The organism is Rugamonas brunnea, assembly GCF_014042345.1.
In the GTDB taxonomy this organism is placed as follows: domain Bacteria; phylum Pseudomonadota; class Gammaproteobacteria; order Burkholderiales; family Burkholderiaceae_D; genus Rugamonas; species Rugamonas brunnea.
On record NZ_JACEZT010000014.1, the window covers coordinates 52932 to 70077 of the forward strand.

General features: G+C 66.8%; 11 protein-coding genes. 9 read left to right on the forward strand and 2 right to left on the reverse strand.

Going from position 1 to position 17146, the window contains the following annotated elements; all coding sequences use genetic code 11:
- The first annotated feature begins 86 nt into the window (after positions 1-86).
- The 7 genes from astC (at position 87) to H3H37_RS19280 (ending at position 12364) form a co-directional block, all read left to right on the forward strand.
- Positions 87-1307, forward strand: coding sequence for an acetylornithine/succinylornithine family transaminase (gene astC, locus H3H37_RS19250; protein WP_311197562.1), 1221 nt, complete (start codon positions 87-89; stop codon positions 1305-1307).
- A gap of 99 nt (positions 1308-1406) precedes the next feature.
- Positions 1407-2444, forward strand: a complete 1038-nt coding sequence (gene astA / locus H3H37_RS19255; RefSeq protein WP_182165549.1) for an arginine N-succinyltransferase — start codon at positions 1407-1409, stop codon at positions 2442-2444.
- A 26-nt stretch (positions 2445-2470) separates the two neighbouring features.
- Positions 2471-3529, forward strand: coding sequence for an arginine N-succinyltransferase (astA, locus tag H3H37_RS19260; protein ID WP_182165551.1), 1059 nt, complete (start codon positions 2471-2473; stop codon positions 3527-3529).
- On the forward strand, positions 3522-5003 hold the full coding sequence (astD, locus tag H3H37_RS19265) for a succinylglutamate-semialdehyde dehydrogenase (RefSeq protein WP_182165553.1): 1482 nt from the start codon (positions 3522-3524) through the stop codon (positions 5001-5003). Before astA (H3H37_RS19260) ends, astD begins: the two co-directional genes overlap by 8 nt.
- A gap of 8 nt (positions 5004-5011) precedes the next feature.
- Positions 5012-6355: an N-succinylarginine dihydrolase gene (gene astB, locus H3H37_RS19270; RefSeq protein ID WP_182165555.1), complete on the forward strand. Its 1344-nt coding sequence runs from the start codon at positions 5012-5014 to the stop codon at positions 6353-6355.
- A gap of 254 nt (positions 6356-6609) precedes the next feature.
- On the forward strand, positions 6610-11322 hold the full coding sequence (locus tag H3H37_RS19275) for an NAD-glutamate dehydrogenase domain-containing protein (RefSeq protein WP_182165557.1): 4713 nt from the start codon (positions 6610-6612) through the stop codon (positions 11320-11322).
- A gap of 10 nt (positions 11323-11332) precedes the next feature.
- Entirely contained in the window at positions 11333-12364 is a 1032-nt protein-coding gene (locus H3H37_RS19280) for a succinylglutamate desuccinylase (protein ID WP_182165559.1), read from the forward strand.
- 154 nt (positions 12365-12518) lie between these two features.
- Here the strand turns inward: H3H37_RS19280 and H3H37_RS19285 are convergent, their stop codons facing one another.
- A complete protein-coding gene (locus H3H37_RS19285) occupies positions 12519-13091 on the reverse strand; it encodes a glycine zipper 2TM domain-containing protein (RefSeq protein WP_182165560.1) in 573 nt (190 codons plus the stop codon).
- 273 nt (positions 13092-13364) lie between these two features.
- Here H3H37_RS19285 and H3H37_RS19290 point away from each other — a divergent pair, with 273 nt between their 5' ends.
- A complete protein-coding gene (locus H3H37_RS19290; RefSeq protein WP_182165561.1) occupies positions 13365-14840 on the forward strand; it encodes an APC family permease in 1476 nt (491 codons plus the stop codon).
- Positions 14841-15097: 257 nt separating this feature from the next.
- On the opposite strand, the gene H3H37_RS19295 is transcribed toward H3H37_RS19290, so the two are convergent.
- A complete protein-coding gene (locus tag H3H37_RS19295; protein WP_182165562.1) occupies positions 15098-15343 on the reverse strand; it encodes a hypothetical protein in 246 nt (81 codons plus the stop codon).
- 261 nt (positions 15344-15604) lie between these two features.
- Here H3H37_RS19295 and H3H37_RS19300 point away from each other — a divergent pair, with 261 nt between their 5' ends.
- Positions 15605-17107: a GGDEF domain-containing protein gene (locus H3H37_RS19300; protein ID WP_229218920.1), complete on the forward strand. Its 1503-nt coding sequence runs from the start codon at positions 15605-15607 to the stop codon at positions 17105-17107.
- Positions 17108-17146: the final 39 nt, after the last annotated feature.

Sequence of the window (17146 nt, forward strand, 5' to 3'; positions counted from 1 at the left end):
TTTTATAATGGGTGCTCCAGTGCGGCCCCGCCGCCACCGTACCCACTTTGATAGGGATAGCCATGAACGCCAAGCTTGATTCGACCGTGACCACACGTCCTGTAACTCGCCAGACCTTCGACGAGGTGCTGGTGCCGACCTACGCCCCGTCGGCCATGGTGCCGGTGCGCGGCGCCGGCCTGGACCTGTGGGACCAGAACGGCAAGCAGTACCTGGACTTCACGTCCGGTATCGCGGTCAACTCGCTGGGCCACTGCCACCCGGTGCTGGTCGAGGCGCTGACCAAGCAGGCCAACACCCTGTGGCACCTCGGTAACGGCTACACCAATGAACCCGTGCTGCGCCTGGCGCTGGCGCTGACGGAAGCCACCTTCGCCGACCGCGCCTTCTTCTGCAACTCGGGTGCCGAGTCCAACGAAGCGGCCCTGAAACTGGCCCGTAAGCACGCCCACACCAAGTACGGCGCGCACAAGTCGCGCATCGTGTCGTGCTTCCACTCGTTCCACGGCCGTACCCTGTTCACCGTCTCCGTCGGCGGCCAGGCCAAGTACACGGAAGGCTTCGAGCCGCTGCCGCCGTCGATCGACCATATCCCGTACAACGACATCGAGGCGGCGCAAATGGCCATCACCGATGACGTGTGCGCCGTGGTGGTGGAGCCGGTGCAGGGCGAAGGCGGCGTGGTGCCGGCCGATGCCGACTTCCTGAAAGAGCTGCGCGCGCTGTGCGACAAGACCGGCGCCGTGCTGATCTTCGACGAAGTCCAGTGCGGCATGGGCCGTACCGGTGAGCTGTTCGCCTACATGGGCTACGGCGTGACCCCGGACATCCTGACCTCGGCCAAGGCGCTGGGCAACGGCTACCCGATCGGCGCCATGCTGACCACCAACGAACTGGCCAAGAGCCTGGGCGTGGGCAGCCACGGCACCACCTACGGCGGCAACCCGCTGGCCGCCACCGTGGCCCTGAACGTGCTGGAGACGATCAACCAGCCGGCCTTCCTGGCCCGCGTCAAGGAAGCCAGCAAGAACCTGGTGGCCACGCTGCAGAAACTGGCGGCCGATTACCCGCAGGTGTTCAGCACCGTGCGCGGTTCCGGCCTGCTGCTGGGCATGGTCGTGGCCGAAAGCTTCAAGGGCCGTTCCAAGGACATCCAGAAGGCCGCTGAAGCGCATGGCCTGATGCTGCTGATCGCTGGCACCGAAGTGGTGCGCCTGGCGCCGGCCCTGATCGTGTCGGACGCCCAGATCGCCAAGGCCGACAGCCTGCTGCGCGCCGCGCTGGACGACCTGCTCAAGGCAGCGTAAGCGACCGCACCGCAACCCGCCGCTCCCGCCTTCGCGCGGGAGCGCTGCGTTTTACCCCACCGGCATCCGCAAGCCTGGTAAGAAATTGAAGGAGCTCCCATGTATGTTGTCCGTCCGGTAGAGATTGCGGATATCGCGGCCCTGGAAGCGCTGGCGGCAGTGACCATGCCGGGTGTGCACACGCTGCCCAAGACGCGTGAGAAGATCGCCGCGCTGGTCGAGCGTTCGATCGCCTCGTTCGCCGCCCACGTCGACATGCCCAGCGAAGAGTCCTACCTGTTCGTGCTCGAATCGCTGGCCGACCACACCATCCTCGGCACCGCGTCCATCTACGCGGCGGCCGGTTCCAACGGCACCTATTTCTCGTTCCGCAACGACGTGATCCAGCAGGTGTCGCGTGACCTGAACATCAGCCACAGCGTGCACGCGCTCACGCTGTGCTCGGAATTGACGGGCTACTCCCAGCTGTCGACCTTCTACGTCGACCCCAGCATGTGCGACGCGCCGGAAGCGGCCCTGCTGTCGCGCGCGCGGCTGCTGTTCGCCGTGCTGGCGCCGCAGCGCTTCGCCGACCGTTTCTTCGTGCCGCTGGCCGGCATCACGGACGCGCAGGGCGGTTCGCCGTTCTGGGATGCGCTGGGCCGCAAGTTCTTCCAGATGGATTTCCTGGACGCCGAACGCGTGATCGGCGGCGCCCGTAACCGCACCCTGATCGTGGAGCTGATGCCCCACTATCCGGTGTACGTGCCGCTGCTGCCGGGCGACGCCCAGGCGGCCATGGGCCAGATCCACCCGTCGGGCGAACTGGCGTTCAACCTGCTGACGGCCGAAGGCTTCGAGGCCGACGACTACATCGACATCTTCGACGGCGGCCCGATCCTGCAAGCCCACAAGCACGCGCTGCGCACCTTCACCGGTGCACTGCAGCGGCGCGTGGCCACCTGCCCGGCCGAGCCGGACCGCAACCGCGAACCGCCCGTCGCCTACGCCATCGCCACCGGCGCCGACCAGCACTTCCGCGCCGTCGTGATGGCCTGCGCGCCGCTCGAATCGCTGGCCGTGGTGGCGCTGCCGGTGGCCGTGCAGGCCGCGCTGCAGGTGACCGACGGCGACACCGTGGTCTGCGTCCGTCTGTAAGCACTCAGTCAAACATTGGAATTCCTATGCTAGTTGTACGCGCAATTAAGGCCGACGATCTCGATGCCTTGTACGTCATGGCCACCCAGGTCGGCAGCGGCATGACCACGCTCAAGCCGGACATGAAGATGCTGGGCGACCGGGTCCGCGTGGCCGTGGCCTCGTTCGCCGAAACCATCCCGCCGCACGAACGCGACTACATGTTCGTGATGGAGGACACCGACACGGGCCGCATCGCCGGCGTGTGCGCCATCAAGAGCGCCGTCGGTCTGACGGAGCCGTTCTATAACTACCGCATCGGCACGCTGGTGCATTCGAGCCGCGAGCTCGATGTGTTCACGCGCATGGAGACGCTGTACCTGTCGAACGACCTGACGGGCAGCACGGAACTGTGCTCGCTGTTCCTGCACCCGGACTACCGCAGCGGCAACAACGGCAAGCTGCTGTCCAAGTGCCGCTTCCTGTTCATCGCCCAGTTCCCGCACCTGTTCACGGAAAAGCTGATCGCGGAAATGCGCGGCTACCAGGCCGAGGCGGGCCGCTCGCCGTTCTACGAGGGCCTGGGCCGCCACTTCTTCAAGATGGACTTCAACCACGTCGACGAGCTGACGGCGCTGGGCAAGAAGTCCTTCATCGCCGAGCTGATGCCGCGCCAGCCGCTGTACGTGGCCTACCTGCCGCAGGAAGCGCGCGACGTGATCGGCAAGGTGCATCCGTCCACGGCACCGGCGCGCCGCCTGCTGGAGCAGGAAGGCATGCACTTCGAAGGCTATGTCGACATCTTCGACGCCGGTCCCGTGTTGCAGGCACGCGTGTCCGAACTGCGCGCCATGCGCGACAGCACGCTGGCCCAGATCGGCCTGGCCGGCGACTGGGACACGGCCTGCGCGCCCGAAACGGCGCCGGCCGAGCCGGTGCTGGTGTCGAACACCAATATGCGCGACTTCCGCATGCTGCTGTCACATGCGGCCCCCGTCAACGGCGCCATCGCGCTGCCCGAAGCTGAACAAAAGCTACTGCACTGCCATACCGGCGACACCGTGCGCACCCTGTCTCTCAACGTGAGGAAGAACCCAAATGTCTGAAGCGAACACCCCATTGAGCAACTTCATTAACGGTCAATGGCTGGCCGGCAGCGGCGAGCAGCTGGTCACCGTCAACCCGGCCAATGGCCGCCAGACCTGGGCCAGCCGCGAGGCGACGGCGCAGGACGTGGCGCGCGCCAGCGCCGCCGCACGCGCCGCGTTCGAAGGCTGGGCGCAGACCCCGCTGGATGAGCGCATCGCCGTCTGCACCCGTTTCCGCGATCTGCTCAAGGCCAACGCCGAGGAACTGGCGCAGCTGATCTCCGAAGAAGTGGGCAAGCCGCTGTGGGAGTCGCGCACCGAAGTGACCACCATGGCCAACAAGGTCGACATCTCGGTGCAGGCCTACGCGGCGCGCACGGGCGAGAGCCACAACAAGGTGGCCGACGGCGAGGCCGTGCTGCGCCACCGTCCACACGGCGTGTTCGGCGTGTTCGGCCCGTACAACTTCCCCGGCCACCTGCCCAACGGCCACATCGTGCCGGCCCTGATCGCCGGTAACACGATCGTCTTCAAGCCCAGCGAATTCGCGCCGCGCACGGCGGTGCGCACGGTGCAGCTGTGGCAGCAGGCCGGCCTGCCGGACGGCGTGGTCAACCTGGTCAACGGCGGCCGCGACACCGGCATCGCGCTGGGCCAGGACGCGGAGCTGGACGGCGTGCTGTTCACCGGCAGCTGCCAGACCGGCACCGCGCTGCACAAGCAGTTCGGCGGCCAGCCGGGCAAGATGCTGGCGCTGGAAATGGGCGGCAACAACCCGCTCGTGATCTGGGACGTGAAAGACATCGACGCGGCCGTGTTCATGGCCATCTCGTCGGCCTTCATCTCGGCCGGCCAGCGCTGCACCTGCGCGCGCCGCCTGATCGTGCCCGACAACGCGCAAGGCCAGGCCATCATCGACCGCCTGGTGGACGTGGCCAGCAGCCTGACCGTGGGCGCGCCGGACGCGGAACCGGCGCCGTTCATGGGCCCCGTGGTGTCGGCCGCCGTGGCGCGCCGGCTGGTGCAGGCCCAGGCCGACATGGTGGCGCGCGGCGGCAAATCGCTGCTGCAGATGCGCCAGCTGGACGAGAACACCGGCTTCGTCACGGCCGGCATCGTCGACGTCACCGACGCCAAAGGTATCCCGGACGAGGAATGGTTCGGCCCCCTGCTGCAGGTGATCCGCGTGGCCGATTTCGACACCGCCATCAAGACCGCCAACGCCACCGCCTTCGGCCTGGCCTCGGCCCTGATCTCGAACGACGAGGCGCTGTGGAAGACCTACCAGGTGCGCGCCCGCGCCGGCATCGTCAACTGGAACCGTCCCACCACGGGCGCGGCCAGCAGCGCGCCGTTCGGCGGCGTGGGCCAGTCCGGCAACCACCGCCCGAGCGCGTACTACGCGGCCGACTACTGCGCCTACCCGGTCGCCTCGATCGAGAACAGCGCGCTTGAAATGCCGGCCAAGCTGTCGCCGGGCATGCACTTCTAAGGACCATCATGGGCAACTCCGCACGCGAATTCAACTTCGACGGCCTGGTCGGGCCATCGCACAACTACGCCGGTCTTTCGTTCGGCAACGTGGCCTCGTTCAGCAACGTCAAGAGCGCCTCCAATCCCAGGCAGGCGGCCTTGCAGGGCCTGGCCAAGATGCGCGCGCTGGCCGCGCGCGGCTTCGCCCAGGCGCTGCTGCCGCCGCAGGACCGGCCCAACTTCCGCCTGCTGCGCAGCATCGGCTTCACCGGCACGGACGCGGAAGTGCTGGCCCGCGCCTACAAAGAGTCGCCCGTGATCCTGGCGTGCGCCTATTCGGCCTCGCCCATGTGGACCGCCAACGCCGCCACGGTCAGCCCGTCGGCCGACAGCGCGGATGGCCGCACCCATTTCACGGCCGCCAACCTGAACAACAAGCTGCACCGCGCGTATGAACATGCGCAGTCGGCCCGCAGCCTGCGCGCCATCTTCAAGGACGAGCAGCACTTCGCCGTGCACGACGCGCTGCCCGGCACCCCGGCCTTCGGCGACGAGGGCGCGGCCAACCACACGCGCCTGTGCGCCAGCCATGGCCAGCAGGGCGTGGAACTGTTCGTGTACGGCCGCGTGGAGTTCGACGCCTCAGCGCCCGCGCCCAAGCGCTACCCGGCCCGCCAGACGCTGGAAGCATCGCAGGCCGTGGCGCGCCTGCATGGCTTGAACAGTGAGCGCACCGTCTACCTGCAGCAGAACCCGGACGTGATCGACCAGGGCGTGTTCCACAACGACGTGATCGCGGTCGGCAACGGCAACGTGCTGTTCTACCACGAGCAGGCGTTCGCGGACGAGGCCGGCGGCCTGGCGCAACTGCGCCGTGCCATGGAAGGCGTGGGTGCGCAGCTGAACGCCATCCGCGTTGATACCAAAAAGGTATCAGTGGCGGACGCCGTGGCCAGCTACCTGTTCAACAGCCAGCTGCTGTCCAAGGATGGCGGCAAGATGGCGCTGGTGATCCCGCACGAGTGCCAGGAAAACGCGGCCGTGGCCAGCTATTTGCAGGAGCTGGTGGCCAGCGGCGGCCCCATTGATGAGCTGATCCACTTCGACCTGCGCCAGAGCATGCGCAACGGCGGTGGGCCTGCCTGCCTGCGCCTGCGCGTGGCGCTGACGGACGCCGAGGCGCGCGCCATGCACCAGGGCGTGGTGATGACTGAGCCGCTGTACCACACGCTGGTGGCCTGGGTCGAGAAGCACTACCGCGACCGGCTGGAGCCGGCCGACCTGGCCGATCCGGCGCTGGCCATCGAAGTGCACACGGCGCTCGATGAGCTGACCCGCATCCTGGGCCTGCCCGGTTTGTACGATTTGTAAGGCAGTGCACCGCCGCCGCCAGCAAGGGGCCTGACCCCGCGACCAGCGCCGCAGGAAAAAGGCCGGGGCGCTTGAAGCGCGGGGTCTGTCCCCGGTTTAAGTGGACGGAGCAGAGCGAAAGCGGTTAAATACACTGCATAGGTTAGAAAAGAATTTGAACGGGCCAACCCCGTTCTTTTAGCAGCATCCGGCCGCTGCGCCAGGCCACAAGCCTGAGCGCGCGGCCGGACTCAAAACACTAACGGAGAAAACAGATGAAACAAATGCCACAAGACCTGCGCAAGCAGACGCTCGACCTGGTCAACGCCAGCAAGCCTGCTACCGACAGCAGCCAGGTTGCGGCCCTGATCAGCGCCTGGCTCGGTTCCCTGGACGTTGAGGATTTCGCGGGCATCGCGCCCGACAGCCTGGCGCCGGCGTTGTGGGATGGTTTCACGCGGGCGTCCAAACGCGCCGCCGCCGGCTGCCAGATCGCCGCGCTGCGCTACGCCGACGGCCGTGGCGGCATGGCCACCGCGCTGTTGATCCTCAATGACGACATGCCCTACCTGGTCGACTCCATCGTGATGGCGATGCGCCACCAGCGCGTGGCCGCCAACGGCGTGCTGAACGCCGTGCTGTCCGTGCGCCGCGGCGCCGACGGCGTGGTGACGGCCGTCGGCCAGCCCGGCGACAAGGCCGAATCCTACGTCATGTGCCTGCTGGCCGAGGAACTGCCGCAGGCCGAACTGGACGCGCTGCTGGCCCGCATCGAGATGGTGGCGCGCGACGCCGCCGTGGTGCACCGCGACCATGCCGCCATGCTGGAACACTTCAAGGCCGTGGCGGCCGAAGCGGCCGCCGTCAACGGCGAGGAAGGCCAGGAAGTGGCGGCCTTCCTGGACTGGGCCCGCACCGAGGGCTTCGAACCGTTCGGTTACGCCTACTACCAGGTGAAACCGGGCGAGCGCGAACTGGAACGCGACATCCCCAGCCGCATCGGCGTGCTGCAGGACACCAGCCACCCCGTCTACGGCACCTGCCTGGCCAACATCCCCGGCGACTTCGACACCCTGTCCAAGCGCAACCACACGCTGTCCATCGTCAAGGCCGACGTGGAAGGCACGCTGCACCGCGACCAGCAGCTCGACTTCATCGGCGTGCGCCATGTGAACGCGCAAGGCGCCATCCTCGGCGAATACTGCTTCGTGGGCCTGTTCACGCGCGCCGCCAAATCCACCCCGCTGGCGCGCCTGCCGTTCGCGCGCGGCCGCATCGCCAAGGTGCTGAGCATCGCCGGCGTGCGCCAGGAAGGCTTCCGCGCCGAGAAGTTCGTGGAGATCCTGGAATCGCTGCCGCGCACGGAAGCGCTGGAAGCGGAACCGGAATGGCTGGCCGAAGTGTGCGGCGCCGTCGTGTCGCTGTACAAGCAGCCGCGCACCAAGGTGTTTGCGCGCCGCGACGTGTATGCGCGCCACCTGAACGTGCTGGTCTACCTGCCGCGTGAACGCTACAGCGCCAGCGTGGCTTCGGCACTGGCCAAGGCGCTGCAAGGCAGCTCCGGCGCCACCCACATCAGCTCCCAGACCCTGGTGGCGGACGGTCCGCTGGCGCGCGTGTACCTGATCGCGCACGCGGCCCGCTACCCGCTGGACCTGGAAACGGACATCCAGCAACCGCTGCTGGCCGTGCTCGATGGCTGGCACGACCAGTTCGCCGCGCTGGCCGACGCCGTGTTCGACGTGCCCATGCGCGCCAGCCTGCGCAAGCTGTGCGCCACGCTGCCGGCCGACTACGTGGCCGCCACCGCGCCAGCCGTGGCCTTCCGCGACCTCGGCTCCCTGCTGCGCATGGAAGACCCGTCGCGCGTGGCCGTGCGCATCGAGACGGCTGACGAAGCGACCACCATCCGCCTGTACTCGGTGGACAAGGTGCCAGCCCTGTCGACCATCCTGCCGGCCCTGCACAACGCGGGCGTGGCCATCGACCGCGAGCGCGCCCATTCGATCAACGTGGGCGGCCAGCGCCACTTCGTCAGCAGCCTGTCGGTGGACGCTGCCAGCGCCGCCAAGCTGGCGCAGCCTAACGTGGTGCACGTGGCGCAGGAACTGTTCACGGCCCTGTTCAACAACGACGCCGAGGATGGTCGCCTGAATGGCCTGGTGATCGAAGGTGGCCTCAGCATGCGCGAAGTGCAGCTGGTGCGCGCCTACATGAGCTACTGGCGCCAGGCCGGCAGCCGCTTCTCCGTGCGTTACGTGGCCGAGTGCCTGCGCAAGCAGCCGGCCGTGGTGCGCGAACTGGTGCAGGCCTTCCTGCAGCGCTTCGACCCGGCGCTGGACGAGGCGCGCCGCATGGCGGCACAGCAGGCAATGCACGACATCAAGCGTGGCCTGCCTGCCATCAACCACGCCGACAGCGAGGAAATCCTGGGCGCCATCATCGACCTGATGCTGGCCACGCTGCGCACCAACTACTTCCAGAACGCGCAGAAGGGCGACAAGATCATCTTCAAATTCGACACCAGCAACCTGGCGCTGGTGCCGGAGCCACGGCCGTTCCGCGAGATCTTCGTGTTCTCGCGCCGCTTCGAAGGCGTGCACCTGCGCGGCGGCCCGGTGGCGCGCGGCGGCCTGCGCTGGTCCGACCGCATGGAAGATTACCGCACCGAGGTGCTGGGCCTGGTCAAGGCGCAGATGGTGAAGAACGCCGTGATCGTGCCGGCCGGCGCCAAGGGCGGCTTCGTGTGCAAGCAGATGCCCAAGGACGCCGTGCGTGAAACCATCGCGGCCGAAGGCGAAGCCGTGTACCGCCTGTTCATCGCCAGCCTGCTGGAGATGACCGACAACCGCGTGCTGGGCAAGATCGTGCAGCCGACCGACACCGTGTGCTACGACAGCGCCGACCCCTACCTGGTGGTGGCGGCCGACAAGGGCACGGCCACGTTCTCCGATATCGCCAACAGCATCGCCGTGCAGCGCGGCTTCTGGCTGGGTGATGCGTTCGCGTCCGGCGGCTCGAACGGCTACGACCACAAGAAGATGGGCATCACGGCCAAGGGCGCGTTCGAAGCCGTCAAGCGCCACTTCTATGAACTGGACCACGACATCCACGCCACCGCCACCACCATGGTGGGCGTGGGCGACATGTCGGGCGACGTGTTCGGCAACGGCGCGCTGCTGTCGCGCAAACTGAAACTGCTGGCCGCGTTCGACCACCGCCACATCTTCCTCGATCCGAACCCGGACATGGAAGCCTCGTTCAACGAGCGCGCCCGCATGTTCGCACTGCCACGCTCGTCGTGGGACGACTACAACAAGGAACTGATCTCGGCTGGCGGCGGCGTCTATCCGCGCACGCTGCGCAGCATCGAGCTGTCGCCGCAGATCCGCGCCGCGCTGGCCATCGAGGAGACGGCGCTCTCGCCTGAGGAACTGATGCACCGCATCCTGCAGGCGCCGGTAGACCTGTTCTACAACGGCGGTATCGGCACCTACATCAAGTCCTCGGCTGAAACCCACGCCCAGGTCAAGGACCGCGCCAACGACCATATCCGCGTGGACGGCAGCCAGCTGCGCTGCAAGGTGGTGGCCGAAGGCGGCAACCTCGGTGCGACCCAGGCTGGCCGTATCGAGTTCGCACTGGCCGGCGGCCGCATCTTCACGGACGCGATCGACAATTCGGCCGGCGTCGATTGCTCCGACCATGAAGTGAACGCCAAGATGTGGCTTGACGTGGAAATGAATGCCGGCCAGCTGGCAGAAGCGGACCGCAACCGCCTCCTGAACGACATGACGGCCGACATCGAACGCCTGGTCCTGCGCGACAACACGCTGCAAACCCATTTGCTGGTGCGCGAAGCACAGGACCAGTCGGGCGCCGCGGTGCAGGATGGCTACGCCGCCCTGATCGCCAGCCTGGAGGAAGAGGGCGCCCTGTCGCGCGAACTGGAGCAGTTGCCCACGGTGGCTGAACTGGCGCGCCGCAAGGCCGATGGCCGCGGCCTGACGACGCCGGAACTGGCGGTGGTGATCGCCAACGTCAAGAACCGCTACAAGCGCATCCTGTCGGCCCTGCCGCTGACGGAGCACAGCTGGGCCGAGTCGGTGCTGAAGCCGTACTTCCCGGCGCTGCTGGTGTCCACCCGCAGCGCGCTGGCGCACCCGCTGGCCAACGCCATCCTGGCCACCGTGCTGGCCAATGAAGCCGTCAACCGTTGCGGCCCGCTGATGCTGCGCGACCTGGCGGCCGCCCACAACGTGGACGAGGCGGACGTGATCCAGGCCTGGGGGCAGGCATGGTCGGCCCTGAGCCTGGCGTCCGTGTTCGACACGCTGGACGCTGACGCACTGAAGATTCCGCGCGTGGTCTCGATCAAGGTCGATGGCCGCACCCGCAGCCTGCAGAAGGCCGTGATCGAAGGCGTGCTGTCGGTGCCCGCCGAACAGTTGCGCGCTGCCGGCGGCCTGGCCGAGCTGACCCGCGTGTTCGCCCAGCCCGATCTGCTCAAGCAACTGATGCCAGCCGAAGGCACGGCCGATGCCGACGCCGTGCCCGGCCTGCGCCCCGCGTTCGCGCAAGCGTGGAAGGCGGTCGACGCGATCGAGGCGGTGGCCGGTTTCGTGTTCGCGGCGCTGTCGGTCAACCGGCCAGCCGGCATGGACTTGCCGGCCTTCCTGCAAGTGGGCCTGAACCTGCGCGCGCAGGCCGGCATCGACACGCTGGAGCGCGGCCTGAAAATGCCGGCCCGCAGCAAGTCGCAGGAACAGTTGCGCAGCTACGCCCAGCAGGCGCTGCGCCGCACCCAGCATCGTCTGCTGACCCAGGTGCTGGAGCGCGCCACGGGCGGCCATGACGCCAGCGAGGCGGTGGAACTGGTGACCTGCACGCTGGGCCTGTCCGGCTACGCGCCGGTGGCGGACCTGGAGCAGGCCATGCTCGATGTGTGGGCCTTGTCCGAGGCCAGCAACGCAACCGTGGCGGCATAAGCGGATGAGCATGACGCAAACGACTTCCTCCGCATCTGCCGCCCCGTTGCCGGAGGCCGTGCGGGCCCTGGCCGAGGCGGATTTCAGCGCCGTGGCCGGGCGCTTTACCCGCGCCGGCTTCACGGTGGCGCAACCGGCCGACGGCATCCTCACCATCAAGGGGCCCTCGCGTGCGGGCGCGCCCGACCGCGCCAGCGTGCTGGTGTCGGTCGGCGTGCATGGCGACGAGACGGGACCGATCGAAGTGGTGGCCCACCTGCTGGACGCGCTGTCGCGTGATGTGGCGGTGAACGCGGCTGCGCTGGCGGTGGATTTGATGCTTTGCGTCGGCAATATCGGCGCCATCCGCGCCGGCAAGCGCTTCATCGACGCGGACCTGAACCGCATGTTCCGCGCCGAGCGGGGCACGCTGGCCGGCACCGCCGAGGCGGCGCGGGCCGACGTGATGATGGCCGCCACCACGGCCTTCTTCGACGGCGCCGGGCCGGACCGCTGGCACCTGGATTTGCACACGGCGATCCGGCCGTCCGTTTATCCGACCTTCGCCATCGTGCCCGAGCTGATCGAGGCCGGCGCGCGCGGCCGCCTGATAGCCTGGCTGGGTGCGGCCGGCATCGGCGCCATCATCATGAACCCGCAGTCGGCGGGCACCTACAGCTACTACGCGTCCGAGCACCACGGCGCGGCCGGCACCACGGTGGAGCTGGGCCGCATCGGCACGCTGGGCCAGAACGACATCGGCCAGTTCGCCGAGGCGGCGCAGGCGCTGGACGCGCTGCTGCGCGGCGTGGCGCCCGCGTCGGCCGGGCACCAGCCGCACATCTTCAACACGGCCCAGCAGATCATCAAGCTGAGCGACCAGTTCACGATGGCGTTCGGGCGCGACACGCAGAACTTCACGGCGCTGCCGCAGGGCGCCGAAATCGCGCGCGACGGCGACACCATCTACACCGTGCAGCACGAACAGGAATACGTCGTGTTCCCCAACCCGGACGTGCGGGTGGGGCTGCGTGCGGGCCTGATGGTGGTGCGCGCCTCCTGACCCCGCCCGGTCGCCGCCCGGCGACCTTGAGAATCCCGACCGGCTTGCGCCGCGCCACAGCGCGTGGCGCAAGCGCCAAAACAGACAGGGCCGCCGGCATGTAGCGCGGCGGCCCTGGTGTGAGTGGTGTGGCGGGACGGCGGTCCCGCCCGGATCAGCGTTGCTGCTGTTTCTGTTGTTCCTGGATCTGGTTGCCCAGCAGGCCGCCGCCGATGGCGCCGGCGATGGTGGCAGCGGTGCGGCCACGGCCACCACCCACCTGGTTGCCCAGCAGGCCGCCGATCACGGCGCCGGCGCCGATGCCCACGTAGTTGGGCGAGCTGTTGGCCGGGGCTGGAGCCGGTGCAGGCTGCGGCGCCGACTGGGCGCGGCGGTCATAGTCGTCCGCCTGGGCCAGTTGGGTGCTGTGGTGCACCCGGGCCGTGTGGTGCACGACCGGCTGTTGCTGCGGCTGCTGGTATTGCTGCTGGTATTGTTGCTGCTGTTGTTGCGGTTGCTCGTTCTGCGCCTGCTGGAGTGCGGCGGGCGGCAACTGCTGGGTCTGGCCCGGCGCCAGGTCGGACGTCATGCCGTTGTTCGCAGCGGGATTGATGTCGCCCTTGGCCTTGGACGAAGGCAGCCAGCCGGCGATGGCGGCGGTGCCCACCAGGCTCAACACGGTGACCGAAATCGCAGCACCTGCGATCAGGGGGTGAATGCGGCGGGTTACGGTTGGGATCTTTTCCATGTCTGGGCTCCTGGTTGTCATTGGGTAATGCATGACGCCAGATTAACGGCCCGGCCCGCTACAAGCTATACATTGCGCTGTATCAAAAGTAAGCATGTGTAACCGTGGCGGGGAAAGGGGGGCCAGACCAGGGCCCCTCTGTTGCTGCTTATGCACATAAATTACTGTAGGGGCCGGCGGCAAGAAGCCCTATAATCGCGCTTAGTTTTTTTGACCGACCATTTCGCCGGAGCGTTACCCGCGCTGCCGTTGCAACCGATACAAGGATAGCCTGTGAACCAAACACTGGGCCAAAAACTGACCCGTACCAAGCCGGTCGATGTCACCCCTGAGCATACGCAAGGCAATTCCGGCAGCGGCTTGAACCGTTCGATCGGCCTGTTTCCGCTGACCATGATCGGCGTGGGCGCCACCATCGGCACCGGTATTTTCTTCACCATGGTGGAAGCCGTGCCCAAGGCCGGCCCGTCCGTCATCCTGTCGTTCCTGATCGCCGCCATCACGGCCGGCCTGACGGCGCTGTGCTATGCCGAGTTGTCGTTCCGCATCCCCGCCTCCGGTTCCTCGTATTCGTTCGCCTATGCCACGGTGGGCGAATTCCTGGCCTTCATCATGGCGGCCTGCCTGTTGCTTGAATATGGGCTGGCGGCCAGCGCCACGGCGATCGGCTGGTCCGACTATCTGAATAATTTCCTCGTCAACGCGTTCGGCTGGCATATCCCATCCTTGCTGCGGTCGCCGATGATCGTGTCCGGCGCGAATGGCATCGAATTCCATCCCGGCCATATCAACCTGCCGCCCATCATGCTGGTGTGCCTGTGCTGCTTCCTGCTGCTGCGCGGCACCAAGGAATCGGCCACCACCAACGCCATCATGGTGATGATCAAGCTGGCCATCCTCGTCTTCTTCGTCGTGATCGCGTTCGCCGGTTTCGATTCGCATAACTTCTTCCCCTTCTTTAATACCGACAACAGCAAGGGCTTCGCCGGCATGAAGGGCGTGACGGCGGCGGCCGGCACCGTGTTCTTCTCGTTCATCGGCCTCGATACGGTGGCCACGGCCGGCGAGGAAGTGCGCAACCCGCGCCGCAACGTGCCGATCGGCATCCTGGCCGCGCTGGCCATCGTCACCGTGTTCTATATGCTGGTGGCCGTGGCGGCGCTGGGCGCGCAGCCGGCGTCCAAGTTTGAAGGCCAGGAAGCGGGCCTGGCCGTGATCCTGCAGAACGTGACCGGCAAGACCTGGCCGGCACTGGTGCTGGCGGCCGGCGCCGTCATCTCCGTGTTCAGCGTGACGCTGGTGACGATTTATGGCCAGACCCGCATCCTGTTCGCCATCTCGCGCGACGGCCTGATCTCGAAGGCGTTCCAGACCGTCAATCCGCGCACGGCCGCGCCGGTGAGCAATACGCTGATCGTGTGCAGCGTGGTGGGGCTGGTGTCCGGCTTCGTGGACGCGACTTTCCTGTGGGACATGGTCAGCATGGGCACGCTGACGGCCTTTATCGTCGTCTCGCTGGCCGTGCCGGTGATGCGCCGCAAGGAAAACGGCAAGGGCGCAGATGGCTTCCGCGTGCCGTTCGGCCCGTATGTAGTGCCGGGTTTGAGCATCCTGGCCTGCCTGTACATCATGCGCGACCTGTCGCGCACCACCTTCACCATCTTCACGATCTGGATGACGGCGGCGGTGCTGACTTATTTCCTGTACGGTATGCGCAACTCGCACCTGAACGGCGCCCCGCGCAACTGATTCGTCAGCACAAAAAAAAAGACCCGGCAGCGTGAGCGGCCGGGTCTTTTTTTATGCACTGGCGCTTATTGCGCGTCGATCTGCTCGGGCTTGGCGCCCAGGTAGAGGCGCAGTACGAGGCCCGACAGGGCGATGGCGGCAGGCAGATTTTCGATGATGGTCAGCATAGTTTTACTCCGATTGAGAACCAAGATACAGGCGCAGAACCAGGCCCACGGTTGCCAGGATGGCGGGAAGCATAGGCAGGACTTGCATGATCAGCCCCGCGACGCCATGAAGCGCAGTTCGGCCGACAGGTTGGGGGCGATGTGCTCGTAGTCGTCGGCCATGCGGGACAGGTAGGTCGCCTCACTATGGCGCTGCTCTTCCAAAGCCTGGTCTTCTGCGCGCGGTTTGACCGCGAACAGGGCGGCCAGCAGGCCGCGTGCTGCGTGGGCAACGTTGCTGGCGTAACCGCCGGCGGCATAGTCGTTGTAGCTCAGGTGGGTGTGTGCAGTGCTCATGTTTAGCTCCTTTTCGTCCGTTGTTGCAGTGCAGTATAGGACTGATTCAGTAATAAACAAACTTTTGATTCGTGATGGTATCCATACAGAAACCACATAACTTTGATTTAGTAATGTAATTCTTTTATTCTTTCGAGCAACAAAAAAGCACGGCCAACACCGCGTTTTCCCTCTGGGATCGGGACTGCGCTGGGGTATGATTACTGTCCAATTTGCAATAAGACGAAGACGGGGTGAACTATGTCCTTACGCATACGATTTATGCTTGCATTGCTGCTCAGCGGGCTGGCCGCCGTGGCAATGGTGGGCGGCCTGGCGTACGTGGGGATGAATAAAAAGGTGGACGTGATACGGCGCCAGCAGGCGGCCGACCACTTCTACAAATACCTGAGCGCCTACCTGACGCAATACGGCAGCTGGCAGGCGGCCACCACGGCGGAACCGTTCGAGCGCTTCATGCATCGCTCACAGGCGGCCGAGCGTCTGGATGTTGCGATGCAGCAGAATGGGGCGCGCACTGCGCCATCGGACGCGCCCCGCCCCGCGAATGGCGAACCGGGTCCGCCGCCAGGCGAGCGCCCGTTTCCGCCCAATGAAGGCGGACCGGGCATGCCGCCGGATGGCCGGCCCCGGTTCCAGCCGGACTTCGATGGGCCAGGCGGACGCCCCCGCCCCATGCCGGGCGACGATGGCGGTCCGCCGCCCCCGCCGCCCGATGCCGGTGGCCGCGACCAGGGCGGCCCCCGTCCGGGCAACCGGCCGCCGCCGCCGGGACCCCGTCCGGGCAACGAACCGCCTTTCCATTTCATCGTCGCCGACCAGGATTACAAGGTGTTGCTGGGCGCGGGCGTGTACCGGCCCGGCGAACCGTTGCCGGACGCCGCCCGCAAGGATGCGCGACCCGTCATGGTGGCGGGCAAGGTGGCGGCGTATATCTCACCGGAAGGCGTGTTCACTCCCAGCAAGGAAGAATTGCAATATCTGGCGGCCATGCGTGAAGCCTTGCTGGCCGGGGTGACGGGGGCGGCCGTGCTGGCGCTGGTGCTCGGCGTGCTGCTGAGCAAACGCCTGAGCCGCACGCTGAGCAGCCTGACGGATGCCGTGCGCGCCATGCACGGCGGCTCGCTGCTGCAACGCGTGCCCGTGCACGGCAAGGATGAGGTGGCGGCGCTGGCCAACGCCTTCAACGCCATGAGCGAGCAACTGGCCCGCAGCCACGAGGAGCTGAGCGCCTCGCACCAGACGATTCTGGAACAGGCCGACCAGTTGCGCGAACTGAGCGTGCGCGATGCGCTCACCAAGCTGTACAACCGCCGCCATTTCGACGAGCAGGCCACCACGCTGTTCAACCAGGCCGTGCGCCACAAGCGGCCGCTAAGCCTGGTGATCGGCGACATCGACTTCTTCAAGCGCATCAACGACCAGTATTCGCATGCCACCGGCGACGCCGTGCTGCGCCAGGTGGGCGAGATCCTGCGCGGCCACATGCGGCTGACGGATCTGGTGGCCCGCTACGGCGGCGAGGAATTCGTGATCGCGCTGCCCGAGACGGCGCTGCCGCAGGCGGCCGCCCTGTGCGACAAGCTGCGCAACCTGATCGAAGGTTTCCCATGGCATGAGGTACAGCCCGGCCTCAAGGTGACGATGAGCATGGGCGTGTACGCCGACTTGGCGGCCGGCACGGCCGAAGCCATGCTGCAAAAGGCCGATGCGCTGCTGTACCGCGCCAAGGAGGGGGGCCGCAACCAGGTGTGCTTCGCCTGAGCCCGTTTCGCCTGGGTGTGTTCAGCCTGCGTGTGTTTA

What these genes read in the sequence shown, in the direction of transcription:
- astA (WP_182165549.1), top strand. Translation starts at nt 1,407, where the DNA reads ATGTATGTTGTCCGTCCGGTAGAGATTGCGGATATCGCGGCCCTGGAA.
- astA (WP_182165551.1), top strand. Translation starts at nt 2,471, where the DNA reads ATGCTAGTTGTACGCGCAATTAAGGCCGACGATCTCGATGCCTTGTAC.
- astD (WP_182165553.1), top strand. Translation starts at nt 3,522, where the DNA reads ATGTCTGAAGCGAACACCCCATTGAGCAACTTCATTAACGGTCAATGG.
- astB (WP_182165555.1), top strand. Translation starts at nt 5,012, where the DNA reads ATGGGCAACTCCGCACGCGAATTCAACTTCGACGGCCTGGTCGGGCCA.
- H3H37_RS19275 (WP_182165557.1), top strand. Translation starts at nt 6,610, where the DNA reads ATGAAACAAATGCCACAAGACCTGCGCAAGCAGACGCTCGACCTGGTC.
- H3H37_RS19280 (WP_182165559.1), top strand. Translation starts at nt 11,333, where the DNA reads ATGACGCAAACGACTTCCTCCGCATCTGCCGCCCCGTTGCCGGAGGCC.
- H3H37_RS19285 (WP_182165560.1), bottom strand. Translation starts at nt 13,091, where the DNA reads ATGGAAAAGATCCCAACCGTAACCCGCCGCATTCACCCCCTGATCGCA.
- H3H37_RS19295 (WP_182165562.1), bottom strand. Translation starts at nt 15,343, where the DNA reads ATGAGCACTGCACACACCCACCTGAGCTACAACGACTATGCCGCCGGC.
- H3H37_RS19300 (WP_229218920.1), top strand. Translation starts at nt 15,605, where the DNA reads ATGCTTGCATTGCTGCTCAGCGGGCTGGCCGCCGTGGCAATGGTGGGC.